We start from the raw sequence: 25,946 nt of genomic DNA on the forward strand, positions 1-25,946 counted from the left end.
AGTCGGTTTTTTTGTGCCTGTGGTTCTAACTTTCTCGTTAAACCACTTCCACAATAAACACCAGGCAAACCTTAACTATTTTTGGGTAGGTACGTTCTAGCTCGGTCATCACTCAAACGCTATAAGTACATCCATGCGCTGGTGCAATATTCTAGCGACCTCTATTCCAGCTTCGGTTTGCCAATAATATACAATGTGCTGTTGCGCGGGAAAGCTTCTAGCCTTTTCAAACAGTTCAGGTCTGTTTCTTCCCAAAGTTGGAGTAGTCGCAATCTGAATCATAGTTTCATGTAGCAGCGACACGTATTTCTTCGCCTGAGACAGCCCCCATTTTTCGATGGTCTTGGCGGATATGAGTCGCAAGTCTTCCTCAGCAAGCTCAGATAATTTATACCTTGCCATCGATTTCTTTGCTCACTTCAGCAAAAATATCCAGCGTAGACTTATCGGAAGTTTGCCCATCAGACAACTGTTTAAAGCCCTTACCAACCTCTTCTCTTAGTATCTCAAGTTGCTGTTGCTTCGATACATCTTTTTCAAACAACAACCGTAAACCATCTCTGATCACCTCGCTTGCAGATGTGTAAAGTCCTGATGCAACTTTTTCATTTATGCGTTTTTCAAATTCAGAGCCAAGAGTAACGTTCATAAACACCTCCACATGTTATGCTTATATTATGCGCATGTTATGATCATTTTGCTAATCTAAAGGTAGACTTTTTACAAAGCAGTACTAATTGCGCAAATTGGCTGGAATCTTGGTTGAGAATCAAAGTAGTTATGTAAAGAATTTGCAAAGTTTCTTTTTCGTCTGATAGGTAATTGATTTTATAAAACTAAAATAGCCACCGTCTTTTCAAAATCCGCTGCTAACGATAGCGTGGCGGTTCAAGTCCGCCCACTGGTACCAAACATTAAACCAACTTTTCAGTTGGTTTTTTTGTATCTGAATTTCAACAAATCGCCACGCAAGCGTGTCGGCCGAGTGTCGGTCCAATCAAAGTCCGCCCACTGGTACCATCTCTTCTTTATGAAGTAGATACTGAAACCGGCTCTACACCATAAACGGGGGATCAGTATTTATCCTGTTCTATTAATTTGGGGTAAATCAGACGAGTAAATTAACTTCAAACAAAAGCTTTTTCAGGTCTTGTCTAGAATCAAAAACTAGAAGAAGAATGACTGTCTTTGTAGACTCTTCAACTCGGTAAAGCACCACATTATGACTATCGACAAGAAGCTGCCTGTATTCGGTTAACCCTAACTCCAGGAGCCTGTCACTATGAGGCGCAGAATACGGATTTCCAGAGAGTTGAGACTTAACTTTCGATTTAATAGCTCGCTTGGCCTCGTTTGCAACATTGTGATTAAATTTTCTGATTAAAAATGCATCCAGTTTTTTCAAACAAAGTTTAAAAACCGGTGTCACTTTTATGCTGTATTCAATCGTCGTCAAATGCTTCATCCAGATCCAATAGCCCGTTCTGTCGCGCTCTGCGTTCTGACAAATTTATGAGTTTTAATAATGCTATAGTTTGTTGCTGTTCTTCGTAGTCATTCGCATCCTGAATAACATACTTTGGCTTGCCATTTTGCGTGACCAAAATGGGGTTATCCAGTTCCAGATGATTCGCATGTTCCTTCATGTAAGATACAGTTTGAGTTTTCATGACAATCTCTTTGGTCTAAATATAGACTTATTATAGTCCGATAGACGAAAAATGAAACGGATAGATTTCCGAGTGGACCGCAATATTTTCATGATATACCTATACCGGAGCATTTATTTAATCAATTCGGCTTCAAAATTGAAAACTCTGCATGTTATGCTTTTACATTAATTCAGCGATTCAAGACTACTTACTTGACAAAGTTTGATAAAGATTTCCCGAAACTAGAAATGCGGCTTGACGCATTTTTTGATGCCATTGATGACGAAGATTACAAACTTGCCCGACTCATTGTAAAAAAGGCGGTCAGGAAATTCCCCCGACATCCTGTTTGCTTCGCGCTTCAAGGGCTAGCAGCCGTATTTATCGATGACGATCATACCGATGGTTATTTGTTTTTTAAGCAAGCAATAAACAGTGGCTACGCACCTGCTTTTGTATATTTTAATTTTGGACTCTGTGCCGAAAAATCTGGCTCAGTTGCTGAATCTTTAGCGGCTTTTCAAAATGCGCTGGACAGTGCGTCACCGGAAGAACTTCATCAATATGAACCTGCCAGACTCCATCTCCAGGCGATAAGAGAGCAACTTCCCGAACACCTCACTTTAGAACAGTACCTTATAGACGCCGAAATTTTTGAAGAAGGTGTTGTATTGTTAGAAAGTCATAAGTTCAGTGAAGCGGCAAACTGCTTTACTCTACTGTTAAAAAGCCAGCCTGAGCATGTACAAAGCTGCGGCAATTTGGGAATTTGTCAGATGTATTTAGGCGATCACTTGTCTGCAAAACGTGCGTTTCATCGAGCATTGGCAATTGATCCAGATTACCTGTTAGCTGAAAATAACCTGACAATGTTAAAAGCGCTTGAAGACGGAGAGATAGAAGAGCTTCCAAGATTTGGTATTACCGATTTCTATGCAGAAAAAGAGAAAACCTCAAATCCTGCCACTGAACTCAATCAGGCTATATCACAAGCCATGGCCAACGAGCAGTTTGACTCAATTGAGGATGCCCAAGCATTTGTTGAGAACTATATGAATGAGCATAACAGTTCACCGAATACTGATATGCTTAACCTCACACCAAGCCAAACTCACAAGCTACTTACTGAGCCTTTCGAATCCAGTGATTTACTTAGCTGGCAATTTTCGAATGTTACCAAATTTACATCAGCCCCTGTTTATTGGTTAGCTGTAAATTTAATAGGAGCTTTAGGGGCTGATGGAGTTAAGTGCACCGCCAATGGAAATTTGCCCCGCAATTTATGTCGGTCGCTATTCGATAGTTATATGAAAGAGTTTGCTCCCAGCTTTATCGTTTCCAAAATAAATAAAGAAGACGATTTCATTAACCTACATGTAGTTCGCAGCATCTTGTTGATTGCCAAATTAATTCGTAAACACGGTGGGCGCTGGAAGCCATTGAAATCAACATGGCAACTTTATGAGCGCATACAGCAAGGTGATAACACAGCTGCGACTGAACTTTATCAAATACTGTTTAAAACGTATGCTACTGAGTACAACTGGGCGTACATTAGTGGTAATGAGAGCGATTGTGCATTCTATCAGTTCAGTATAGGTTACTCATTGTATATGCTTCGTCATCTTGGCACTGAATGGCGACATTACCGAGAATACCAGGTACTTTATGAGCAGGCTTTCCCAGATCAAGCAGATTCGTTGTCAGAGCTTTCAAAGATAGAATTTCCCTCCCAGTATATTTTTCATTTCTGGTTCGACTTTGCATGGCAAGTCGGACTAATAGAAAAACGTGAAAGCACCGATGAAAATACAAATGGATTTTCCAAAGAAATCGTAGCTACGCCTCTGTTTACCGAACTGATTTCTTGGCACATATGAATCCGGTAATAAAAAACGTCATTTACTCTAATCGAATGCGTGCGGCGTCAGTAATCACAGCGTCTTCAATAAACCTCAACTTATTTGTTATGGCATGGAATTTCAGATCAAAACACGCCGTTTATCTGAATCTGATAGAAAGGGATTCCACCTAAACCTCATCTCCTTTGTTTGGGGCTTCGTGGACTGGGGGAAGGAGAATCGGGTAAAGTGGCTTTAAGCATTTTCTTTGCGAAAAGCTGTTAGTCATGCAAAGAATTTGCAAAGCGTCATTATTACAATTTAAATTGCTGATTTAAAATAATTATTTCAAACACTAACTTTTCAAAATCCGTTGCTAGAAATAGCGTGCCGGCCGAGTGCCGTTCCATCGCGTGGCGACCAATCATAGTCCGGCCTCTGGTACCATCTCTTTTTATTTACTAAGAAGAGAAACAATAAACCGACCTTTGAGTCGGTTTTTTTGTGCCTGTGGTTCTAACTTTCTCGTTAAACCACTCCCACAATAAACACTAGGCAAACCTTAACTATTTTTGGGTGGGTGAAAACATCAAAGTTGTTGAAGGGCGCACTAGTTGAGGCGTCTACTTTCAGGCGGGCCCAGGTAACTCGGTTTTACGCCCCCCAAATTGGTAACGGGGCTATGAAAAGCGCCTTCAGATTTTATTGCTGGCGTTTTCAACCCTCCTGTATCAATAACAAATTTTTGAAATACTATTCCACTGTCTATCAACCATACTTTCAAGGTATGTTCACCAGCAAGTAACCCTTTGTGCTCCGATTTTTCGATTGCGATATGATTACTCACTCGCTCCCCCCCAAATGCCCGTTACATCATGTAAATTCAAGGTTTGGGGCGGTTCGTCATCAATGGCAACAGCGAACTTTAGCCCCTCTCCTCGTTTAAAGTTATAGGTAGGTGCAAGGTAACTCTCAAGTGTAATATCGGTATCGTCGAATAGCGTAAACGTATAGCTCAAATGTGGGGAGTTTTGAGTAAGCGGCTGCGCAGCTAAATTTCCAGGAGATACCGTTACGGCTGAACGTGCACGCCCATAGTTTGGAATTGTTATCCATGACAATCCCACTTTCCGTTAATCTCGCGGGCGTTGACTTTTCCCTCTGAAATCAGTTTATCTATTAGCGGGCTATGGCCAATGGTGCCAACGATAACAGCAGTTTTCTCTTGAATATCACCGTTAACAATTGTTGGGATCACCTCAGTAACTCGTTCGATATCTTTTTGCAAATGACCAATCACCTTTTGGACGCCAGAAAAATCCTTTGTGCTAATCCAAAGTGGTGCTGCACGCCCTTTATGGACAAGAGGGAATGCTCCCTGAATATTTTGCTCTTCAGTAACATAAGTGTTTGCATAGCTGGGCCTCAAACAAACAATCAGTTGTAAGCTAATAAAAACCGTAACTAACACGCCAATTCGCCAATTCGCCAATTCGCCAATTCGCCAATTCGCCAATTCGCCAATTGTTCATATCATCACCTGCTTAGAAGATACACAATATGTATTGAGATAGTGCTTGTGTGTCGGCATCGCTTCTGCTGTTCTACGCACGCTTTTTCGCAACCCTTCCATATTATGAATCAGCGCTTGTTGCGGAATGCTATCCACCACCCCATTATATTGAGTAGGATGAATGCCTTGGCCAAGCATAACGGCAACCCAGCTATGGGGAGTAAACAATGCATCTGGTTTAATATCGACCTCTCCGCTAGATTGAAATAGTGTCATTGTGTCTTTCAGAGATTGAGGGATTTGCATATCACGAACATGGCGCCAAAACGCAGAATCGTTGCGTGATGTAGCGTTATAGTGAAGTACAATAAAGTCTCGAATATCTTGGTATTCAGAAGCCATCACCTGGTTATAACGTGTTTTTTCAGCGCCATTCCCACCACGTAGTGGCCATAATTCTATCAAATGCTGAATACCCACCTGCACCAAGTGAATACTGGTTGATTCAAGTGGCTCAATAAATCCTCCCGCCAGGCCAATGGCAACACAGTTATTTTGCCAAAAATTTCGCCGGTGGCCTGTTTGGAATTTCAGGTGCCTTGGTTCATGTAATGGTTCATCTTGAAGATTGTCCATTAACGACGCTAGTGCTTCATCCTGACTCAAGTACTTACTGCAATAGACATAACCATTTCCGGTTCTATTCTGCAGAGGAATTTTCCACCGCCAACCCGCATCTTGTGCATAAGCTTGCGTAAATGGCCGAGGGTTTGTATCGCTTTTCGTTTGTACTGCTATAGCGCGGTCACAAGGGAGGTAACTTGACCAATCAATAAATTCACTGTTTAAACACTTTCCTATTAGCAAAGCACGAAAGCCGCTACAATCAATAAACAGATCCCCTTTAACCACTCGTCCATTTTCTAGCACTACAGACTGAATATCCCCGCTCGCCACATTTTGGTGTATATCTACCACCTTTCCTTCAATACGAGTAACTTGCCTTTTTTCTGCGTAGCGACGTAACAGTTTTCCGTAGGCTGCGGAATCAAAGTGATAAGCATGACGCATGGTTGAAATAATGGTGTTGGCGCTACCACGCGGCTGTGAAAAACGGCCTAACTTGGCGGCGACTGTGCATAGATTGAAGTCACAAATATCACTGCCTATGCCCTGTGAAATCACACCTTCCCTAGCTAGTTTATTGAGCTTTAGCCAAAGTTGATGAAAAGGAATTTGGGGCATATCTTTGCCGAAAAAGCCAAAAGGGTGAAAATAGCTTTTTCCTTTTTGATACCAATCTATAAATTCAATACCTAGTTTAAAGGTACCTGAGCATTCACTAAGCATGTGATGCTCGTCAATGCCAAGAAATTGATTAAACTCAGCCAGTAGAGGAATTGTTGCTTCACCTACGCCAATGATACCAATTTCGTCCGATTCAATAAGTGTTACATCGGTACCTGGGGGGGAAATTCGAGCTAAAGCTGCCGCGCACATCCATTCCGACGTACCGCCGCCTACAATAACAACCTTTGTCATCGGCGACCTCCTTGGCTAGGCCGGAAACCACCTTCCACAACATCACTGATCAACGCCCTATGGCTTGGAACCGCCGACATAGCATTGAGGCTTTGCTGACGAATGCTCTCAAATTCATGACGCGCATCATCGTAAAAACGTAGTGCACCTGCCCTCGCGCTGATATCCGTTTTAAACCCCATACCATAAAGAATGTACTGCCAGCTGTTTTCATCAAAAATATCGTGACTAGCGTCGATATCTAGAAATGAGGGCGGCCTATGCCTCCATTGTGATAGTTTTCCTTTTAGGTAATCTGAAGCGGTTTCTGGAAGACGGTTTTCACGCCAGAATGAGGTGTCATCGCGTTCACTCAGGTAATAATGGACCTTAATAAAGTCTGTCACGTGCTCGAAACGAGTACACATGGCTTTATTATACTGTTCAGCGGATTGCTCGTAATCTCCGGACCAAGGAAATAGATTACATATCATTAGTTCAGCCACTTCAGCAAAACTAATACCTGTGGCTTCCAATGGCTCAATAAATCCCGCAGACAAACCTACGCTAATACAGTTTTTATGCCATTGAGTCTTCCGATAGCCGGGTTCAAACTTCAACAAGCGATGCTGAAGTCCTTCGGCACTTGGTCCTATGTATTTTTTAAGTGCTTTTACTGCAGTTGATTCATCACAATGCTCAGACGAATAGACGTAACCAACGCCTCGCCTTTGATGCAAACCTATGTCCCATATCCAACCCGCTTCCTGTGCCGTGGTATACGTACATGACGGAATATCTGCCTGAGGGTTATCGTAAGGTACTTGCAACGCTACAGCGCGATCGCAAAACAACTCTTTTTTATAGGAGGTAAAAGGTATACCCATGGCGTCACCAATTAAGCGGGCTCTGAAGCCCGTGCAATCGATGTATAAATCTGCGGTTAGTTCACCGTTTTGACGAGCAACAACAGAAGCGATAGCCCCTTCACTATCTAAATTAACCTTTTCGATAGTATCAACAAGCCGCCTTACCCCACCTTCCATTGCTTTATTTTTCAGTAGCTCTGCCAGTTTTGTAGCATCAAAATGGTAAGCATAATTTAATGGCGCATCATAGTTTGGATGAGTGATTAACTTTGGCGCTAATCTCTTCTTAATGACCGTATCTTGAACAGTACATGCTTGAGCCCATGGTACGTCACCTGCTACCCCTAACAACCAATAGGGAAGCAAGTCCATATCGGTATGCTGTGACGCGACCTGAAATGGATGAAGGTAACTATCATCGGGTTTATCCGCAGGATTGTATTTCCAATTGTTAAACCGGATCCCTTGTTTAAACGTGGCGTCCGCATGCTTAATCAGATCACTCTCATCAATACCAATACGCTTCATGGTTTTTCGAATAATAGGAAAAGTCCCTTCCCCCACTCCGAGAATACCAATCTCATCTGACTCAATAAGCGTGATTGATACGCCACCGGAGGTATCCGTCGCTAACATACGCGCCATGTAGGCTGCAGTCACCCAACCCGCTGTTCCACCGCCAACGATCAATACACGCTTTTTCATATCAATACCTCTGATTTCAATGATTCTTGTGTTCACACACCTATTGAGTAATTAAAAATCAAACCCTACATGCAAACTTATTCGACGGTCAGCAATGAAAACAGCACGGTCTACAAATACGCCGTCCAAAATTTCCATCTCTGTGCGTTGTTCCTCATCGGTAAGGTTTTGTACATTGAGTTTTACATTAAACGTATCACTAAATCGGTAAGAAATACTTGCATCAAATCGACCAATAGCTGACGCGTAAACGGGTAGGCCGATTTGTATATCTTCTCCGGAGGTGGGATCGGTGTACACTCTCGTTGTACCAGAATCGTTAGTTGTTGTTAGGTAACGATCACGCCAGTTATAAGCTAACCTAGCGCTTATATTGTCTTTGTCATATAACAATGTTGCTGAATATGACCACTCAGACAAACCGATTACGGGAACATTCAGCGAATCACCGTTAATATCCAAGGCAAACGCATTGGGGGCATCGTTATCGATAAAGGTTACGTTGCTATCTACGCCAAAACCGCTTAGCCAACCCGGTAGGTTGTCAAAATAGGTGCGTCCCCCCAATTCGAAGCCTGCAATTTTTGTATCTTCATCGGCGTTGAAATTCGTTCGACTCGATACCGGCCCATCAAGAAAGACGCTTTCATCACTACTCACCAAGGCAGACTGGGGGTAATCTTCTTCTGAAAAGAACCCACTGGCGGGTGCAGAAAAGTTATTGAACGTTATGTAGTTTTCGATGGTTTTGTGGAATAGCGACAAGTGCATCGAAGAACCTTTCTGAGGGCTTCCACTGCAAGGCAACATAATAGCCATTTCGCACCCTTTCGAACTGATCTTGAGTATAACGAATCCCTGCGGGTACATAAACGCGGTCTCCGTTGTAGCTTGTGGCTTGATATGGTGGAAGAATGACATTGCTATCGTGAGACGCTATTTTTGAATAGGCAAGGTTAACCAGTACACCGAATTCTCCCATATCGGTATCAATACGGTTTGAGACCATCCCGGATAAAGCAGGTGTAACCTCTTTAGCAAAGTCACCGTAATCCGCAGTAACCGACGCATCAGCTTTGAAACCTTCGAAATCAAAAGGCATGCGAGTTTGTAAATCAACGGTACCTGATACTCCCCCTTCGATAAGATCGGCTCGGCTTGCCTTATAAACAGTAACGGCTTTGAGTAATTCGGGCCCCACATCAGCCCAACTTAGGCCCGATCCTCCATTGGCAGAAAACACTTCGCGCCCATTAATCAGTGTTTTAGTTTTACTTAGCCCACGCACTTGTATACCGGAGCCTTCGAACGCATAACCATCGGGTGAGCCCTCTGCTCCGGCTCTTATTCTGTTCATTGTCACACCAGGTGAACGCTCAAGAATTTCTAACAAAGATGTGCTCGGTACCTTACCTGCTTCATCAAGAACAATGGAATCGCCAATAGTATCTGCGGCACGTTTCAAGTCGATAGCATCTTGTAATGATTGCCGTTGACCCGTCACGGTTATAAGTTCAACGTCCTTAGTTTCCGTGTCTGATGTCGACTCTATTTTCCCGTTTTTCTCTTTAGAGGCTTGTACCGTCTTTTTATCCTTTTCTACGTCTTCTTCATTTGTACTTTGCGCAAATACAGGCGTAGTCATTGACATGATCGCTAAAGACAATAGCGAAAGTTTAAAAGTTGGATATTTCTTTTTCGTTGTGTCTATTTTTATATCAAGGAGGGGAGATTTTATTTTTCTAAAACTAGGCCTTGCAGCAGCCCTCCACATCGGTTGATATCAGGCCCCAACCTGACATTGTGCTTTATATGTAACCCTGAACGCCCAACAAACATACTTGTATACAACAAGTATTGGACAACTGCATTATCCCCAATCAAATTAACAAAAAAGTTACTTTTATTAACAACAAGGTTACGTTTGTTCAAAAACAGTGTGGAAATGGGGTAAAAGTAGAATTTTAATGGATAAAAATGATTAATTTATCCATTAAGGCGCTTGCGGCAACCGCCTTAAAAAATGAGTATTAAAAAAGGAATTTACTTAGCAAAGGCGGCGTGGATGGTAGGAATACTTTTGAACGGCCAAACGATTAGATAAAAAACTCTGGGTGATCGATAGGCAAGCGATCCAGTACTTTATAAACTCCGCGTAGGTGAACTGCCATGGCTGAAATGACTGCCTGTTGATTGCCTGACCGTATTGCCTCAATAATGACAGGATGTTGTTCAATTACTCTTCTATATTGGCCTTCCATATGCAGACTCAGGTTTCGCACACGATCCATATGCGCTTTTTCTTGCTCAATCATGTTACTGGCCCGTGCATAACCTGTATGGTTCGCGAGGAGTTGGTGAAAATCATCATCAAGCGATTGAAACAAGAGCGCATCGTCAATAGCGGCTGCCGCTTCTTGTTTTTGGATTATTACTTCGGCTTGTGAAAAAAGCTGAGGTTTTGCATGCTTTGCCAGGTAGCTAACGACTGAAACTTCGAGCGCCTCACGAATAAACCTTGCTTCTAAAATGGCTTCTTTGCTTAAGCGAGAAACATAAGTTCCACGCTGTGGACGCACGTCAACAAAGCCAAGATTAGCTAGCTTAATTAATGCTTCTCTCACCGGTGTTCGACTAACACCAAAATGTGTTGCTAATGCGGTTTCCGATATAAGCTGTCCTGGTTCGAGTTGCATACTGACGATTGCATCACGAATAAACCCGTATACCTGGCTACCTGCAGGACGGCTATAATCTATTTGCTTTGCATATTCTGTAACGTGTTCTAAGAACTGAACTGACTTACTACTCACAACGATAACCTCCTACATAGCGAGTCGACCATCGCTGTAGTTTACTAGGTGTTTAAAGGTAGTTCTCGGTCTTTAAACGCATCTTTCTAAAGCTTATGCGAAAGCACAGGTCGAAAGGCGTGGAAATGTCACATAGACTACATCACATAATCCACGCACTTGCTATTTTACCTACTCTCTACCAAACAGCTCACTAAAAAAACGACTGATAGCAGGCTGTGCCTTTGGCTTTGATTTTCGCTTGAACTCAATATTCAGCTTTTCAAATACTAGGTTATCATCAATACGATACACTGTAAGGTTATGAATACCTTTATCCAGATCATTCACCTCCCATTGTAATGTTTGCTTATTATTGATTACCGCCTTTGCCCATGCCTTTTCCTCTGCTGTTCGTTGTGCGCCCCCTGTGGCATGCAAATCAAAACTGAGGGTTTCCGCTGGTCTATCGTCAATTGCAACTCCCATTCTAATACCACCGCGGGCATAGGTATCTAGTGTGGGACTCAGTTCTATTGTAATAATTGCATCACCATAAAAAGGCTGATCGATTTCATAGGTGAGTGACACATTATCTTCAATGCGAGTAGGCCCCTCGCCTTGAGGCAATACGATCACACCAGCTTTGGCTTGGCCGAGATGCTCCACCTTCGCCCACCCCAACTCTTTATTGTTATTCGCTTTTACGTAGTCAGCAGCATGAATAACCTGCTTGCTCTTAGGTAACGACACCTCTTCAAATTCAACGTCAATATCATTTTTTCCACCATAAATAGTGGATACGACAGGCATGGTTTGCTGTTCAGGGTCGTTCCAAGTCACATAATTCATATGCACTTGATTAATCATGCCATCCCACTTTCCATCGTTAATTGAATGGTATTTGTCCGTCAGTGCTTTATCTTTCTCAAAATTTGTTTCAACGATATTTTTGAAATAATTAGCGCGAGCATCACCCGCATCCACCAATTTTTGATTCCAAGCAGCGGCAAAATACATTTCATAAAGATTGCTCATTGATGCAATGGGCCATTCTACGAGTTGAAAAAATGCTGAGTAATGTTTATCGCTTATTTTAGCTTTTACTTTTTCCATATCAGCCTCAAGTATTTGCCATTTGCTATAGTGCTGATAAAACTCCCCCGCTTTTAATGCAGGCGCCGATACCTCTCCTACCGCAAATGTATCTTGATTAAGCAACTCGGGCTTTCTCATTGCGGCATAGGTGCCATAGCGCGCTAAAAGATCGCCAACATCATTCGCTAAATCCACGCCAAACGATTGCTTAGCAAAGTCACTTGCGTAGTCTTGCAGTGCCTGCGTGTCCATTTTTTGAGGATCCCATGCCATCGTTAAGAAGAAATCAATGGGAAACTCTATAGGCTTGAGATCCCCTACATTTACTACCCACAAGTCCTTTGCACCCCGTTCATAAGACAAGTTCATTTGTTGCCATACCTTGCCAATTTGCACGGTATTGGTCCACTTATAGTTGCGCGGTACCCCGACGTAATCAAAATGGTAATACACACCGAAACCACCTTCTCTATCAACATTTTTTGTTGGCAGACGACGTACAAGCCCCCAGTTGTCGTCGGCAAAAAGCAGCGTAACATCGTCTGGCACTGTCATTCCCTTGTCATAGTAATCTTGAACTTCCTTGTATAGCGCCCAAACCTGTGGAGTTTGCTCAGCGGGTTTTCCTGTCACATCAGCAATAATTGCACGTTGGTCATCCACAACCTTTTCTAGTAACTCTATTGCGGTTCCTTCTGACATGGGCTCATCACCATCCCCTCTCATTCCAACAGTCACGAGTGACTCATAGGGCTTTCCGTTCCCCTTTGACATCATACGCTCGATACCCCCGCGCCAGAATTTTTGAATATTTTCACGGTTTGTTTCGTAATTCCAGGCGCCACCACCGGCTGGATTTTCAGACTTGCGGTGCCATTCAGCATGCGCACGCGTCATTGGTTCATGGTGTGACGTCCCCATAACCATTCCCATATTATCCGCTAAGGCTGTATTTTTGGGATCATCCAGATGAAACGCTTTACCCCACATTGCTGGCCAAATGTAATTTCCCTTTAATCGCAGAATTAAATCGAACACATGTTCATACATAGCCGCATTAACACCGCCAAACTTTTTCTGAGCCCATCCTTTTAAAGCTGGATCTTCGTCATTGATGAAGATACCTCTATAGCGAACCTTGGGTTGATCTTGCGTACTCCCTGCAGTAATAAAAACATTGCTCTTCTGCTCTGTAGGAACGTCGGCAAACCAATACCAGGGCGAGACCCCCATTTGCTCTGATATTTCAAAGGTACCAAAAATAGCGCCTCGACGGTCAGCTCCTACAATCACTAATGCGTGCTCAACGTCTGGCATTGGCTTTTCAACTACGGCTATTTTGTAAGCCTCCCACTGCCCTTTAATCTGCGATACATCTAACTTGCCTTTTTGTACTAGTTCATCAATCAACGCATCTTCACCTAGCACACCGATTATCACAGCTGGCTGAGAAATAGACTGGTTTTGCGAGATATCTGCTGGTTTGCCCCCCACTCGCTGAATATCCTGTGAAAATGCCTCAGCCACTCGTTTAACAGCGGAATCAGCGCTAGGAGAAATAATAATAGGTAATGGTTGACCGTCACTAATTAATGGCAGTCCTTCATTATCTTGGAAACAAACAGATGCTGGTTTTTCGCAGGCAAAAATTACCGGTGAAAATAGTGCGCACAGGATTGGTACCGACTTGATGATCGCTTTCATATGGATTATTCACTCAAATAACGGGTTGTTTATAAAATGTAAACACAGTATTTGCACCATAACAACAGCTAGTATACAAGTATGCATTATGTTTTTGTGGATTCGTATTTTGGTTTTTTCCTTTGCTAATCCTGGGGTATTTGAGAAATTTCGTATGTCATTTACTTAATTCTTTATTGTCTTTTAAATGAATTGCTTCGCTGTATATTTGCTTGATACGACGATAGGTCACATTTTATTAACAGGGATTCTAAGTATGCTATTTATTAGGAATTATAAGGGACTACTTGCCCTTACCTTGCTACTGTTAGCTACAAATGTTACAGCCAAGCAACGAGAAAAAATTGATTTTACTGGAGAATGGCGATTTTACCGCTACGCCGATAATCAAACGCCTGATAGCTTGATTTACGATACTCGCCCCAACGTTAACCAGTTTGACGACAGCCAAGCGGCGGATACTCGCCCTTCCGATGCGGTAACAGTTAATAGCCACGATGGCGTATTAAAATCCTGGATTCTTCCCACGGGAAATGCGTTTATTGCTAACCCCGATAAGCGCCATGTAAGACCCGAAGGCGAACCAGGCAAAGATTTTCCATTTGTTCAGAGAGCGTTCGATGACAGCCATTGGAAAGTGGTTAATTTACCTCACGACTGGGCCATCGCAGGGCCATTCTATAGTGGCAACAATCCTAAAGTGGGGGGCGGTATGGGACGTCTACCCTCCCACGGAGTAGCGTGGTATAGAAAGCAGTTTACGCTTGCTAAAGACGATAAAAACAAACGTATTTATCTGCATATAGACGGCGCAATGTCTTACTCAATGGTATGGCTAAATGGTCATCTTGTCGGGGGTTGGCCTTATGGTTATAGCTCTTATCAACTTGATCTTACGCCCTATGTCACTGTTGGACAAACCAATCAACTTGCTGTTCGACTTGATAACCCGCCGAAATCTTCTCGCTGGTATCCCGGTGGCGGTATCTATCGAAATGTATGGTTAGAAAAAACCGCACAGATCCATATCAGTCAGTGGGGAACGCAGGTGATCACACCTACCGTGTCTAAGGACAAGGCCACGATATCGATTACCACATCAATCAGAAATCATACGAAAAATGATCAGAACGTGAGTCTTCAACACCATATTTATGAGCTTTCAAAGCAAGATACCCTTAGCGAAAAGCCGGTATTAACGCTTCCTTCCCAAGCTTTAACGTTAGCTTCTGGAGAAGAACAAAAAAGCCAAGCTACTTCTGCGTTAAAGAACCCCAAGTTATGGGGGCCTATACCCCATCAAACACCCCATCGCTATGCAGTGGTTACGTCAGTCATACAGAACGGAAAAACACTTGACCAATACACCACGCCCTTCGGCGTTCGCAAGTTGGCGTTCAACCCTGATACCGGCGTGGTCGTCAATGGTGAGCACATTCCGCTACAAGGTGTTAACCAGCACCATGATTTGGGCGCCCTGGGCGCTGCATTTAATTTTCGGGCTGCCCAGAGACAATTAAACATTCTTCAGGAAATGGGGGTAAACGCTATTCGCATGGCACATAATCCTCCCGCGCCCGAACTTCTGACGTTAACGGATAAAATGGGAATTCTAGTATTAAACGAGTCGTTCGACAGTTGGTACAAGAAAAAGACACCACTTGATTTTCACCTTATTTTTGCCGATTGGCATGAACAAGATCTTCGCGCGCTAGTTCGACGCGACAAGAACCATCCTTCGGTGATCATGTGGTATATCGGTAATGAAGTTGGAGAACAATATACCGGAGAAGAAGGGGCTGAAATCGCCTTAAAACTAAAAAGTATTGTTAAGAGTGAGGACCCTACCCGCCCTGTTACTGCATCTATGAATTGGGCTAAGGCTGATTTCCCGTTTAGCGCAGCTATGGACGTAATAAGCCTAAACTATCAAGGGGAAGGCATCCGCCAAGAGCCTGAATTTGAAAATACCGACCGTATTCGCACTCCCCCCTCTTATCCCGCTTTTCGCGAAGCACACCCCGATAAAGTAATTTTATCTAGTGAAACAGCCTCCGCTTACAGCTCTAGAGGGCTTTACTTCTTTCCTGTTACACCGAAAACCAGTGCGCCGGTTCGCGATGGTCTTGGTGGAAATTCAAAAATTCATCAAGTCAGTAGCTACGAGCTACATGCGGTAGATTTTGGAGCATCAGCCGATAAAGTTTTTCGCTATCTAGATACCTACCCTTTTGTTGCTGGCCAGTTCGTATGGAATGGTTTTGATTACCTAGGTGAACCCACGCCCTACTATGCCGCGCGAAGCTCTTATTCCGGCATGATCGATCTGGCTGGTTTCAAAAAGGATCGCTTCTACCTCTATCAGAGCGAATGGCGACCGGATCTGCCTATGGCTCATATTCTTCCCCATTGGAATTGGTCCGGTAGAGAGGGAGAAATCACTCCTGTTCATGTGTTTACCTCCGGAGATGAAGCAGAGCTATTTATTAATGGGCAATCACAAGGGAAGAAAAAGAAAGGTCCCTTTGAATATCGACTTCGCTTTGATGATGTTCGCTACACGCCGGGAACAGTAGAAATGGTTACCTATAAGAACGGCAAGCGATGGGCAACCGACAGCGTAACAACTTCTGGCGTCCCCTCAGGTTTACGTTTATCCGCAGATCGCAATATCATCAATGCCGACGGAAAGGATCTATCATTTGTTACCGTTGATATCGTAGATAAAAAGGGTAATCCAGTACCCACTGCGACTCACCGCGTTCACTTTTCGCTCACTGGGCCTGGCCGGATAGTCGCAACAGATAATGGAGATTCGACAAACTTCACTCCATTTCCTTCTCACGAGAGGAAGGCGTTTAGTGGAAAGCTACTTGTTATCATTCAAAGTGAACACAACAAGCCTGGAGAATTAAAGCTTACCGCGAGCAGCCAAGCTTTAGAGCCTGCAGTCCTGACACTGCGTGCAAACTAAGAATTAACGTGTGCAAATGGCGGCTTATTCAGCTGCCCTTTTGCAGATTCAGTTTATAAGGAGGGTCTATGACTCGTTTCTATTTGTATTTGCTTTTGCTGCTTTGCTTTCCGAGTCAGGCATTAACTGTTCACCAACTTATTTCTGATGGTGTCGTATTACAACGAAACCAACCGATTCCCGTTAAAGGTACAACAAACAGCCAATACGTTTCCTTGTGGCTTAACGATAAAAAGATTGAAACGATTAGCACATCGGACAATCAGTGGATTGTCACTCTACCCCCGCAGCCGGCAGGAGGTCCCTTCACTTTAACAATAAAAGCCGATGAGGAACGGGTAATAAATGATGTCTACTTTGGGGATGTCTATCTTGCGTCAGGGCAATCAAATATGGAACTGACCATGGCGCGAATTGAAGAAGCCTACCCAGATGATGTCAATGACGCCAATTTACCTCTCGTCCGCGAGTTCACAGTGCCAGATACTTATCGTTTTGACGCAGAAAACAGCGACTACGCTGAAGGCCAATGGCTTCAGGCTACCCCTGAAAATATCAGGCAGCTTTCTGCCGTAGCGTACTATTTCGCCAGACACTTACATCTGTCTGAAAACGTCCCTATCGGCATAATCAATGCCGCGCTGGGCGGTTCTCCCATCGAGGCTTGGATGGCCAAGTCATCCTTGAAACCATACCCACAGGATATTGCTGCTGGCGAATATTATGCAAACCCTGACAATATCAAAACAACCAAGGAGAGTGAGCGCAAAGCGCAAGACGACTGGTATAAAAATGTGAACGCAAACGACAAAGGACTGCAAGGTACGTCCTGGTTTTCACCAGAATTGAATGATGGCAACTGGGAGAATATTGACATGCCCGGTAATTTACCGGGGTTTAACTCGGGTTTTGCTGGCGTGTGGTGGTTAAGAAAACATGTTCACCTTAACGACATACCCGATGAACCTGTCATTCTGCGTTTAGGGCGTATCGTCGATGCCGATGAGGCCTATGTCAACGGCGTAAAAGTGGGCAATACCACGTATCAATACCCTCCTAGACGATATACAGTGCCAAAATCCGCATTGAAAAAAGGAGATAACATCATTGCTATTCGTGTTATCTCAAATGGCGGTAACAGTGGGTTTATAACTGATAAACCTTACTTTTTAGGCACCGATGAGGAACATTCAGTTTCACTCGAGGGAACTTGGCAATACAAAGTTTCTCATCAAACGTCAAATACCCCTTCAACCACGTTTATTCGCTGGAAACCTATGGGTCTGTTCAATGCCATGATTGCCCCAGCCGCGGGTTTCCCGCTGTCAGGCGTACTCTGGTATCAAGGTGAATCGAATGCGTCACGACCTGCTGATTACAGTGATAAACTGACCGCGATGATGGAGCTCTGGCGAAGTCGGTGGCAACAACCTAGTTTGCCTTTTTTCATTGTGCAGCTCACTAACTTTATGCAACGGCAATCCGAGCCTGTTGAAAGTAGCTGGGCTGAATTGCGAGAACAGCAAGCAAAAGCGTCAAATACCCCCAACACCGCATTAATTGTTACGATAGATATTGGCGAGTGGAATGATATTCATCCTGTCAACAAGCGCGAGGTAGGTCGTCGACTAGCACTTGCAGCAAAGAACATGGTTTATCAGCGTGACGTTTCATATCAAGGGCCTAAAGTTCTCTCTGTAGAGCACAAAGATAACAGGATAGTCCTGACATTTGACTCCGAACTAGACAAAGCCAGAATAGAAGGTGACTTAGATCATAACTTCGCCGCTGCAGGAATGGATGATGCATTCTTTTGGGTGAAAGCAACGGTGAATGGCAATCAGGTCTACCTTCAACATCCGTCTATAAACAAAACCGTAAAATTACGCTACGCATGGGGAGATAACCCCGCGGCTTCGCTATACAATCGCGAAGGCCTTCCCGTGGCACCTTTCGAGCTTATCGTTTCCCACTAGCTTTCTTAATCAGTAATTTTGCGCGGGTCTACCGCGCAAAAAACACCCCGGCTAGCAATAGCCTCTTACGGGGCTAGGGTAACCCTATGCTGTTACTACTTACCAATTCCACAATGTACCGTCTTCTAGTCGATTAACAGGCAACATTGCTCTTTTATAAGGATATTTTTTAGCTAGAGATTCGTCTATATCTACACCGTGGCCAGGGGCTTCACCTGGCGTAAAGAAGCCACGGCTAAACTTATAGTCAAATGTAAATACCGATTCCATTTCTTCACTGAATGGCATGTGTTCTTGAATACCGAAGTTCGGAACCCAATAGTCAAAATGAAGCGCAGCTCCCATGCACACTGGCGACAAATCTGTAGCGCCGTGAAAGCCAGTTTTCACATGATAAAGGCTGGCGAAATCTGCGATTCTACGCATTTGAGAAATCCCACCCGCATGTACGATTGTGGCACGGATATAATCAATATACTGATTTTGGATGAGAGACCGACAATCATGGATTGAGTTAAACACCTCGCCCACCGCAAGGGGCGTTGTTGTGTGTTCTCTCACTAAGCGAAAGCTATCCTGATTCTCTGCCACCACAGCATCTTCCAGCCAAAACAGATGAAATGGTTCAAGTTCTTTGCCAAGCCTCGCAGCTTCTATTGGAGTTAGACGATGATGAACGTCATGTAACAAATGAATGTCGTTGCCAAATTGAGAACGCACCGCGTCAAACAGTTTAGGGGCAAAGTTAAGATATTTTTGCGTACTCCAAACATTTTCACCGGGAAGGGCTGCATCGGCAGGTTCATATTTTTTCCCTTCTTTGGCAACGCCATAGGTGCTGTCTAACCCCGGTATACCAGATTGGACACGCACGGCTTGGTAACCGTCATCTATTGCCTTACCGACCGCATCGAGGGTTGAGTCTATACACACGCCATTTGCATGAGTATACGTCATAATTTTATCGCGGCTTCGTCCTCCAAGAAGTTGGTACAGTGGAAGTTTGGCTACCTTTGCTTTTATATCCCACAGCGCCACATCAACAGCTGCAATCGCAGTCATACCAACTGGGCCCCGACGCCAGTATGCCCCACGGTATAAAAACTGCCAAATGTCTTCGATACGATGAGGATCTTTCCCAATTAATGTAGGGATCACGTGATCTTCTAGATAGCTGACTACCGATAGTTCCCTGCCATTGAGCGTTGCATCGCCAATCCCATATACTCCTTCATCGGTAACGATTTTTAACGTAACAAAATTTCGACCTGGCGAGCACACGATAACCTTAGCGCCGGTAATTTTCATCGGCTACCTCCTTAGAAAAGTAATTACTAAAAACACAGTAAAGAGCATATTGCCCGCCTTACTACCCCTGCCCAGGGGCATGAGGAAACGACATTTGTTTCATTTCGTCCAATGTCTTAGTAGGATGAACAAGCCCTTGTGGAATGGGTTGTTTGGAAAATTGTTGAAAATAAAGCACGCACGCATCTCGCCACCACAGTGCTTCTTTTACATGAATATCCATGGCCATTTGCACTTGACGAAATTGATGAGGGTCAAGCCTCCCTTCCAGTTTGTCCCAGTTGTCCGCCATAGCCTGCACTTGCTGCGCCCCTTCGTAGTAACGATGAACCAACTCCTCCCATAAAGTGCGGCGACTAGACCCAATAACATAGCTCCAGGGTAAATGATGGAACCAAAGCAGAAACTTTTCAGGCGTGGTTTTCGGATTTGCAAACTGAGCGCTTAGCGGTGAAAAATACTGAGCGACTGCATTTTCACCACTTGGTGAGCGGTCAAATCCAATGCCATATTCATCCGCACGGTGGTAATACGTAGAGTTCCAGTCGTCGCGCCCAAGGAAATCAACCCAAGGAGCAGGCCCGTAATGATGTCCAGCCCCCATAATGTGGTGCAACCCTAACGGTGTCATTACATCCACGGCAGTTTGATGACTTGTCATCATCATTTCTGTCACAGTATTAACGACATCGTCATCTTGGCTTAAGGTGAGACGCACCCAGTCGTCCGCCACTTCTACTGATGCTATTTCTGGATCCCAAGCCATACGACCGAATACATACCAATTAGATTGCAGGATAATATGACCGGTCCAGTTTCTATCTGTACCGATATTCGATACACCTGCCATACCGGTAACCTGATGATTAAATAACTGTCCATTTATAACTTTCGCTACCGTCGCCCCCTTTCCCCTTGCGTATGTATCAGATTGCAGTACTTCTTCGTACATGGGCCCGAGATAAACGAAATGTGTACTGAAACCCAGGTATTCCATCGTAATTTGGAACTCCATCATCAGTGGTGTATTAGGCATTGCCCCAAAAAGGGGACTGAAAGGTTCTCGTGGCTGAAAGTCTATTGGCCCATTTTTCACCTGCACCAATACGTTTGCATCAAACTGACCATCAAGCGGCGTAAACTCTGAATAAGCCTGCTTAGAGCGTTCTTCGCCTTTTTCATTGGCATAAACAAACGCCCGCCACATAACGTGACCATTGTAAGGGGCAAGCGCCTTTGCCAACATATTTGCACCTTGCGCATGGGTTCGTCCAAAATCGCCTGGTCCCGGCTGTCCTTCAGAATTGGCTTTCACTAAGAAGCCACCGAAATCAGGAATTTCAGCGTAAATCTGGGCCACTTTATCTTTCCACCACTGCTGAACCTGATGGTTAAGCGGGTCGGACGTGGATAGGTTGCCAATCAGTTGGGGGGAACTAAATTTCACAGATAAGTAAACTTTGAGGCCATAGGGGCGAAAGATATCCGCCAGAGCTTTCACTTTTGCTAAGTAATGAGGCGTTAGAATAAGAGGATCCGCATTGACATTGTTAAGCACAGTGCCATTAATTCCAACTGATGCATTTGCCCTCGCATAATCTATGTATCGCTGATAGCGATACTCGGGTAGCTTATGCCAATCCCAAATAGATTGACCCGCATACCCTCGCTCTACATGTCTATCTAAATTATCCCAGTGATTAAGCACCCTAAGTTTAATTTTAGGTGCAGAGGCTATATTTATCGCGCTCATCGAATGGCGTAACTGCATTTCTTTAAGCAACCTGAAGGTGCCATACAACGCACCTTCGTCCGTATTCGCTAGCACTAATACCAACGACTTCCCATCCTCATTATGGCGCTGTCTTATGACATAGCCTTCCTGAGCGGCTTGCTTAATATCTATCTCAAATTCAGTGGCCAATCGTTCAGCCTTCACACCAGCAGCAATTAGCAATCGCGCCCGTTGGGGCTCTGTCGCGTGAGGCTTTAAACCCATTTGGCCAAACGCATATTCCACTTCGTTTCTTAGTACCTCAATGGTCTCCGATTCACCAAATACGTGATAATCACTTAGTTGTTCGTCATACCCAGTAGCCACAGCGGCATTGTTTATACGATCGTATTTAAGCCACAATCGATAACCATCTTCTCCTTCTATTAACGAAGATGCCACGCACGTTAGCGACAGCATGTACAAGGACAGACAAACGAGATATTTCATAGAAACCCTATTAGACACAAACTTACCTTAGAATTACGTTGCAGCAAAAGCACCAAACAAACCGTCATGTGAAGATAATTCAGCCGCGTAGCTTACTTTCTTGCATGAGGCCCTATAGTCGTACCGACAAAGCCACCAGCTCGTTGACTGCTTAGCAATGTTGCGTCTTGAGGCTCACCCATGACTTTCCATTTTTCACCTTGCTTGTAGCTAAACTCTATTAATGCACCATTTCCTTTAATTTTGAGCTCAACGGGCTTATTTGCAGATATGGGTAGTACTGTTTCAAAGACGGTGATAACTTCACCACTATTCACTTGTTCCACAAAGCCAACATATCCGTCTGCGTCACGTCGCAGTCCTAAAAAATAATGGAAATCTGAATTTTGAAATGCAGCTAAGCCTGCGCTAACACCAGCATCACTAGGTAAAAGCAGTGTTGTGGAGGCAGAAAAAGACATTGCAGCTTGATGAACCCCCAAATAACTAACGGTATCTTTGCTATATAAAGGCGCTGACTGAGGTGTAATTACCAATGTCCCCTCGCTGAGCGACAGCCAATGCCTGTCAAAAGTGCGAAGCGTTTGCCAGCGCATACCTAAGGCCGTGCCATCAAAATCATCCGTCCAATCGTAAAACTGCACCCCGTTTTCTTTCACTGTATTAGCGGGTCGCGGCACCTGCACAGGTACAGGGGTGTTCTTCGGTAAAATATGCGGCCAACCGTTCTTCCATTCTACTGGCAGCAAGAAAGTATCCCTCCCTGTGTTATGTAGATCCCTTTCATAAGGTCGAGTCCCCAAGAATACTGCCCACCACTCTCCATTCTCTGTTTCGATGAAATCAGCATGACCTGCATTTTCTATTGCGTGTGGCCGTGGATACGCCAAATCACGCTGGGTAAGTATTGGATTTTCAGAGTACGGCACAAAGGGGTCATCTAATGAACGAGAACGAAAGATAACTTGGGAATGTTGAGGCCCTGTTCCCCCTTCAGCACAGGATAAATAGTACCAACCATTCACCTTATAAATATGAGGGCCTTCAATCCAGATAGGTTGCTGGGAGATATCCACTCCACCATTCACTAACAACTTCTGGCTCTTTGGCAGCACTTTTTTCTTTATCGGGTCGTATTCCCAAAGCCAAATAGCACGATGCCCGTCATAGAGAGGTTTTTCTGGAGGGGCATCGTTGTGAGCAATGTAGATTCGTCCGTCTTCGTCAAAAAACAGATCGGGATCGATGCCTCCAACTTCAGGTAACCAAATGGGTTCAGACCAAGGCCCAGCGGGGTTACTGGCTGTGATTATAAAGTTGCCACCATGTCCTACCGACGTTGTAATAAGGTAGAAAAGGCCGTCGTGATAACGTAGCGTGGGCGCAAATATTCCCTGAGACATACTCGCCCCTGCAAAATCCATCTGCGACTCTCGGTTAAGTGCATAGCCAATGAGAGACCAGTCAGTAAGGTTCTTGCTATGGAATATAGGTAAGCTGGGAGTATAGCCAAATGATGACGTAGTTAGGTAGTAGTCGTCTCCCTTTTTAGTGATAGAGGGGTCTGGGTAGAAACCGGGTAAAATAGGATTGCTATATTCATCCGCTGTTTCACTCAACATCCCCCGCGGGGTCGTGTACGAAAAGTTTAAAAACTTCACATCTTTCGATATAGCAGATGTGCTATCAGACTGTGCAGGATTTAGAGAAGCTGGACTCTCACTTACACAGCCAGAAATTGATGCGACGATAGCCAAAAAGAAACCGGGAAATATTAATTTCATAATTACCAATGCGTTAAGATAGTTCAACAATCAATGTAAATGTTAAGGCAACCCGCTGATATTTTTTCTTATGAAAAGTATCAACCGATGTTGTTTTTTTGCCTGTTAGTGAGGCTCACCACGATCTGTTAACTTGAGAATAAAATGTATGCTTTGAGGTTTCTCTACATCAGGTGCCACAACATGTACTCTAGCCATATTTTCGGCACTATGGATCTTGACGGTCTGATCTTTCATCGTCCCCGCTTCAGCATAATTAAACCAATAAAACTGTAATGCATCTCCATCAGGATCCGCTTCAATATCCGTCAGTACCAATAGTCTTGGTTTTTGATTTAAAGGCTGCCACCTTTCTTCGACTTCCGCTACAGCTAACGGAATAAAGCTCCACATACAAATGAGACAAAAAGCAAATTGTATCCGCGAGAGGCTCGTTACTGCTCTGGAAGTCATGACGAACTCCTATATGTAATTTAACACTACCTAATGACAAACTAATCGAATTAAGCATGCCCCGTCTTTTACAATAATCCGCTTTTGAATTTCGATTTTTTGTTCTTGTGTAAGTGAACAAGCCCTTTATTAATTAATGATAATTAATAATTAATGAGGCAGGCATGTTTAGTAGTAGCCGTAAAGCGAGACAGGCATGTTTAATAATTAATGAGACAGGCACGTTTAGTAGTAGCCGTAAAGCGAGACAGGCATATATAGAAATAAAAAATGAACAATAACATACACCTGGTTTACTCATCGTAATTAGTGCATGTAATTTTGTCTATTGGGAGAAGGGTATGGCTAAGAAATAAGGATGTATGAAAACCTTATTTTCAGTTAATAGTAGTTATTCCTTCACTCGCGTGAAGCGTCAGTACATTTAGCTATTCAGGCCCAACACTACCCCATTAGCCGCTTGGCATTTAGTCGTCCCTGAACCCATTGCTGTTGTTGATTAAAGGACACACGCGGTGAAGACAATTTTTAACGTTCTGGAAGTAAAACATCACGTGTGGACATGGGTAGCTTGTATTGCGTTTATAGGCGTGATCACTGTAGTAAACAATCGGTTTTTCACTACGGTTTCCCTAGAACCCCTTCTTTTATTACCCGTGGTAATCGCGAGTTGGTACGGTAACCTAACAACTGGCTTATCGGTGTCGTTTATCACGGCACTGGCCACGCTTGTTTCATACGACCACTCGTTACTCGCACTACCCGCCACAGACGCAATCTATACCGCACTGATCTACTTATCGTCGCTTTGCATTATGAGCATTTTAATTGATAACTTTAGTGCCGTATTTAAAGTGGAAGAAGCTGCGGCAGAACACGACCACCTTACGGGGCTGCTGAACCTGCGCGGGCTTTCCTCGATAGTGGAAGAAGAGATTGCTCGTACCAAGCGCTACCACCATCCTTTTACTATTGCCTATATTGATATCGATGACTTTAAAGCCATTAATGACACAAAAGGTCACTGCGAAGGCGATAGGATATTGTGTAAATTAGCAAAAATTATAACCACATCTTTTAGAGAAAGTGATTACATTAGCCGTATTGGTGGTGATGAATTCGTGTGTTTATTACCCGAAACGAAACAGCCCGACGCCAAAGTTGTATTCGATAAGTTACAAAGAAATTTAGATGAAGAATTTAATGCCGAAGACGCTATTGTAACGTTTAGCATTGGTGTGGTTACTTTTGAATCGGCTCCGCCCAATACACAAACGGCCCTGGCTTTAGTCGACAAAGTCATGTACCGCGTTAAGAAACTTCACAAAAACGATGCCGCATTTCAGGTTTACTCTTCAACACAATAAGTCAACTCCCCGCCTCAACATGTGATAGAACTTCGTTTTTTCTGAGCATACATGATATGCCTGTCTTATTAACCATTATTAACCCTCTAATAAGTGGGAAATATCGACATTAGAAGAAAGCATAGGGAGTAAACGCGCGTCTGCTATATCTTCGCATTTAGCTCA

The 25,946-nt window shown here is 43.8% G+C and carries 21 protein-coding genes; 4 read left to right on the plus strand and 17 right to left on the minus strand.

All coding sequences use genetic code 11. From position 1 onward, the window contains the following. Nucleotides 1–108: 108 nt before the first annotated feature. The 4 genes from ACX5J7_RS16440 to ACX5J7_RS16455 all read right to left on the minus strand — a co-directional run bounded on the left by ACX5J7_RS16440 (nucleotide 109) and on the right by ACX5J7_RS16455 (nucleotide 1,670). Nucleotides 109–402, minus strand: coding sequence for a type II toxin-antitoxin system RelE/ParE family toxin (locus tag ACX5J7_RS16440; RefSeq protein ID WP_024016872.1), 294 nt, complete (start codon nucleotides 400–402; stop codon nucleotides 109–111). Continuing rightward, nucleotides 389–649: a type II toxin-antitoxin system ParD family antitoxin gene (locus tag ACX5J7_RS16445; RefSeq protein ID WP_024016873.1), complete on the minus strand. Its 261-nt coding sequence runs from the start codon at nucleotides 647–649 to the stop codon at nucleotides 389–391. Before ACX5J7_RS16445 ends, ACX5J7_RS16440 begins: the two co-directional genes overlap by 14 nt. 459 nt (nucleotides 650–1,108) lie before the next feature. Further along, nucleotides 1,109–1,465: a type II toxin-antitoxin system RelE/ParE family toxin gene (locus tag ACX5J7_RS16450; protein ID WP_012519647.1), complete on the minus strand. Its 357-nt coding sequence runs from the start codon at nucleotides 1,463–1,465 to the stop codon at nucleotides 1,109–1,111. Next, nucleotides 1,443–1,670 carry a type II toxin-antitoxin system prevent-host-death family antitoxin gene (locus ACX5J7_RS16455; RefSeq protein WP_012519648.1) on the minus strand — a complete coding sequence of 76 codons (228 nt, stop codon included), beginning with the start codon at nucleotides 1,668–1,670 and terminating at the stop codon, nucleotides 1,443–1,445. The genes ACX5J7_RS16450 and ACX5J7_RS16455 overlap by 23 nt, the downstream gene beginning before the upstream one ends. Before the next feature lie 194 nt (nucleotides 1,671–1,864). Here ACX5J7_RS16455 and ACX5J7_RS16460 point away from each other — a divergent pair, with 194 nt between their 5' ends. After that, nucleotides 1,865–3,532, plus strand: a complete 1,668-nt coding sequence (locus ACX5J7_RS16460; RefSeq protein WP_015067961.1) for a tetratricopeptide repeat protein — start codon at nucleotides 1,865–1,867, stop codon at nucleotides 3,530–3,532. A 571-nt stretch (nucleotides 3,533–4,103) separates the two neighbouring features. On the opposite strand, the gene ACX5J7_RS16465 is transcribed toward ACX5J7_RS16460, so the two are convergent. The 9 genes from ACX5J7_RS16465 to ACX5J7_RS16505 all read right to left on the minus strand — a co-directional run bounded on the left by ACX5J7_RS16465 (nucleotide 4,104) and on the right by ACX5J7_RS16505 (nucleotide 13,695). Then, nucleotides 4,104–4,340: a hypothetical protein gene (locus tag ACX5J7_RS16465; RefSeq protein ID WP_278384852.1), complete on the minus strand. Its 237-nt coding sequence runs from the start codon at nucleotides 4,338–4,340 to the stop codon at nucleotides 4,104–4,106. After that, nucleotides 4,333–4,614 (minus strand): hypothetical protein, encoded by a 282-nt coding sequence (locus tag ACX5J7_RS16470; protein ID WP_278384851.1) that lies wholly within the window; start codon nucleotides 4,612–4,614, stop codon nucleotides 4,333–4,335. The genes ACX5J7_RS16465 and ACX5J7_RS16470 overlap by 8 nt, the downstream gene beginning before the upstream one ends. Beyond that, complete coding sequence (locus ACX5J7_RS16475) at nucleotides 4,602–4,964, minus strand: hypothetical protein (RefSeq protein ID WP_287151199.1); 363 nt, start codon at nucleotides 4,962–4,964, stop codon at nucleotides 4,602–4,604. Before ACX5J7_RS16475 ends, ACX5J7_RS16470 begins: the two co-directional genes overlap by 13 nt. Before the next feature lie 57 nt (nucleotides 4,965–5,021). Continuing rightward, nucleotides 5,022–6,548: a tryptophan halogenase family protein gene (locus ACX5J7_RS16480; protein ID WP_498707558.1), complete on the minus strand. Its 1,527-nt coding sequence runs from the start codon at nucleotides 6,546–6,548 to the stop codon at nucleotides 5,022–5,024. Then, on the minus strand, nucleotides 6,545–8,101 hold the full coding sequence (locus ACX5J7_RS16485; RefSeq protein ID WP_498707559.1) for a tryptophan halogenase family protein: 1,557 nt from the start codon (nucleotides 8,099–8,101) through the stop codon (nucleotides 6,545–6,547). The genes ACX5J7_RS16480 and ACX5J7_RS16485 overlap by 4 nt, the downstream gene beginning before the upstream one ends. Before the next feature lie 51 nt (nucleotides 8,102–8,152). After that, nucleotides 8,153–8,872 (minus strand): TonB-dependent receptor domain-containing protein, encoded by a 720-nt coding sequence (locus ACX5J7_RS16490; RefSeq protein WP_287151195.1) that lies wholly within the window; start codon nucleotides 8,870–8,872, stop codon nucleotides 8,153–8,155. After that, entirely contained in the window at nucleotides 8,820–9,746 is a 927-nt protein-coding gene (locus tag ACX5J7_RS16495) for a TonB-dependent receptor plug domain-containing protein (protein WP_287151193.1), read from the minus strand. The genes ACX5J7_RS16490 and ACX5J7_RS16495 overlap by 53 nt, the downstream gene beginning before the upstream one ends. A 451-nt stretch (nucleotides 9,747–10,197) precedes the next feature. Beyond that, complete coding sequence (locus ACX5J7_RS16500) at nucleotides 10,198–10,914, minus strand: GntR family transcriptional regulator (RefSeq protein ID WP_498707561.1); 717 nt, start codon at nucleotides 10,912–10,914, stop codon at nucleotides 10,198–10,200. 171 nt (nucleotides 10,915–11,085) lie between these two features. Beyond that, a complete protein-coding gene (locus ACX5J7_RS16505; protein WP_498707563.1) occupies nucleotides 11,086–13,695 on the minus strand; it encodes a glycosyl hydrolase 115 family protein in 2,610 nt (869 codons plus the stop codon). 256 nt (nucleotides 13,696–13,951) lie between these two features. Here ACX5J7_RS16505 and galB point away from each other — a divergent pair, with 256 nt between their 5' ends. Both galB and ACX5J7_RS16515 read left to right on the plus strand, forming a co-directional pair. Beyond that, on the plus strand, nucleotides 13,952–16,669 hold the full coding sequence (gene galB / locus ACX5J7_RS16510) for a beta-galactosidase GalB (RefSeq protein ID WP_498707564.1): 2,718 nt from the start codon (nucleotides 13,952–13,954) through the stop codon (nucleotides 16,667–16,669). Between the two features lie 68 nt (nucleotides 16,670–16,737). Then, nucleotides 16,738–18,645, plus strand: coding sequence for a sialate O-acetylesterase (locus tag ACX5J7_RS16515; protein ID WP_020744201.1), 1,908 nt, complete (start codon nucleotides 16,738–16,740; stop codon nucleotides 18,643–18,645). Nucleotides 18,646–18,744: 99 nt separating this feature from the next. Here the strand turns inward: ACX5J7_RS16515 and manD are convergent, their stop codons facing one another. From manD to ACX5J7_RS16535, 4 genes are all read right to left on the minus strand, one after another. Continuing rightward, nucleotides 18,745–19,953 (minus strand): D-mannonate dehydratase ManD, encoded by a 1,209-nt coding sequence (manD, locus tag ACX5J7_RS16520; RefSeq protein WP_015067968.1) that lies wholly within the window; start codon nucleotides 19,951–19,953, stop codon nucleotides 18,745–18,747. 61 nt (nucleotides 19,954–20,014) lie between these two features. After that, nucleotides 20,015–22,177, minus strand: a complete 2,163-nt coding sequence (locus ACX5J7_RS16525) for an alpha-glucuronidase family glycosyl hydrolase (RefSeq protein ID WP_498707565.1) — start codon at nucleotides 22,175–22,177, stop codon at nucleotides 20,015–20,017. Between the two features lie 92 nt (nucleotides 22,178–22,269). Next, nucleotides 22,270–23,961 (minus strand): glycoside hydrolase family 43 protein, encoded by a 1,692-nt coding sequence (locus tag ACX5J7_RS16530; protein ID WP_015067970.1) that lies wholly within the window; start codon nucleotides 23,959–23,961, stop codon nucleotides 22,270–22,272. A gap of 105 nt (nucleotides 23,962–24,066) precedes the next feature. Next, entirely contained in the window at nucleotides 24,067–24,414 is a 348-nt protein-coding gene (locus tag ACX5J7_RS16535) for a hypothetical protein (protein ID WP_015067971.1), read from the minus strand. 515 nt (nucleotides 24,415–24,929) lie between these two features. On the opposite strand from ACX5J7_RS16535, the gene ACX5J7_RS16540 reads away from it, so the two are divergent. After that, nucleotides 24,930–25,781, plus strand: coding sequence for a GGDEF domain-containing protein (locus ACX5J7_RS16540; RefSeq protein ID WP_015067972.1), 852 nt, complete (start codon nucleotides 24,930–24,932; stop codon nucleotides 25,779–25,781). Nucleotides 25,782–25,946 lie beyond the last annotated feature (165 nt).

Source organism: Alteromonas infernus (genome assembly GCF_902705815.1).

Coding starts and splice junctions, on each gene's coding strand:
- ACX5J7_RS16505 (WP_498707563.1), bottom strand. CDS start 13,695: ATGAAAGCGATCATCAAGTCGGTACCAATCCTGTGCGCACTATTTTCA.
- ACX5J7_RS16515 (WP_020744201.1), top strand. CDS start 16,738: ATGACTCGTTTCTATTTGTATTTGCTTTTGCTGCTTTGCTTTCCGAGT.
- manD (WP_015067968.1), bottom strand. CDS start 19,953: ATGAAAATTACCGGCGCTAAGGTTATCGTGTGCTCGCCAGGTCGAAAT.
- ACX5J7_RS16530 (WP_015067970.1), bottom strand. CDS start 23,961: ATGAAATTAATATTTCCCGGTTTCTTTTTGGCTATCGTCGCATCAATT.
- galB (WP_498707564.1), top strand. CDS start 13,952: ATGCTATTTATTAGGAATTATAAGGGACTACTTGCCCTTACCTTGCTA.
- ACX5J7_RS16495 (WP_287151193.1), bottom strand. CDS start 9,746: ATGACTACGCCTGTATTTGCGCAAAGTACAAATGAAGAAGACGTAGAA.
- ACX5J7_RS16485 (WP_498707559.1), bottom strand. CDS start 8,101: ATGAAAAAGCGTGTATTGATCGTTGGCGGTGGAACAGCGGGTTGGGTG.
- ACX5J7_RS16480 (WP_498707558.1), bottom strand. CDS start 6,548: ATGACAAAGGTTGTTATTGTAGGCGGCGGTACGTCGGAATGGATGTGC.
- ACX5J7_RS16490 (WP_287151195.1), bottom strand. CDS start 8,872: ATGCACTTGTCGCTATTCCACAAAACCATCGAAAACTACATAACGTTC.
- ACX5J7_RS16525 (WP_498707565.1), bottom strand. CDS start 22,177: ATGAAATATCTCGTTTGTCTGTCCTTGTACATGCTGTCGCTAACGTGC.
- ACX5J7_RS16450 (WP_012519647.1), bottom strand. CDS start 1,465: ATGAAGCATTTGACGACGATTGAATACAGCATAAAAGTGACACCGGTT.
- ACX5J7_RS16535 (WP_015067971.1), bottom strand. CDS start 24,414: ATGACTTCCAGAGCAGTAACGAGCCTCTCGCGGATACAATTTGCTTTT.
- ACX5J7_RS16445 (WP_024016873.1), bottom strand. CDS start 649: ATGAACGTTACTCTTGGCTCTGAATTTGAAAAACGCATAAATGAAAAA.
- ACX5J7_RS16440 (WP_024016872.1), bottom strand. CDS start 402: ATGGCAAGGTATAAATTATCTGAGCTTGCTGAGGAAGACTTGCGACTC.
- ACX5J7_RS16455 (WP_012519648.1), bottom strand. CDS start 1,670: ATGAAAACTCAAACTGTATCTTACATGAAGGAACATGCGAATCATCTG.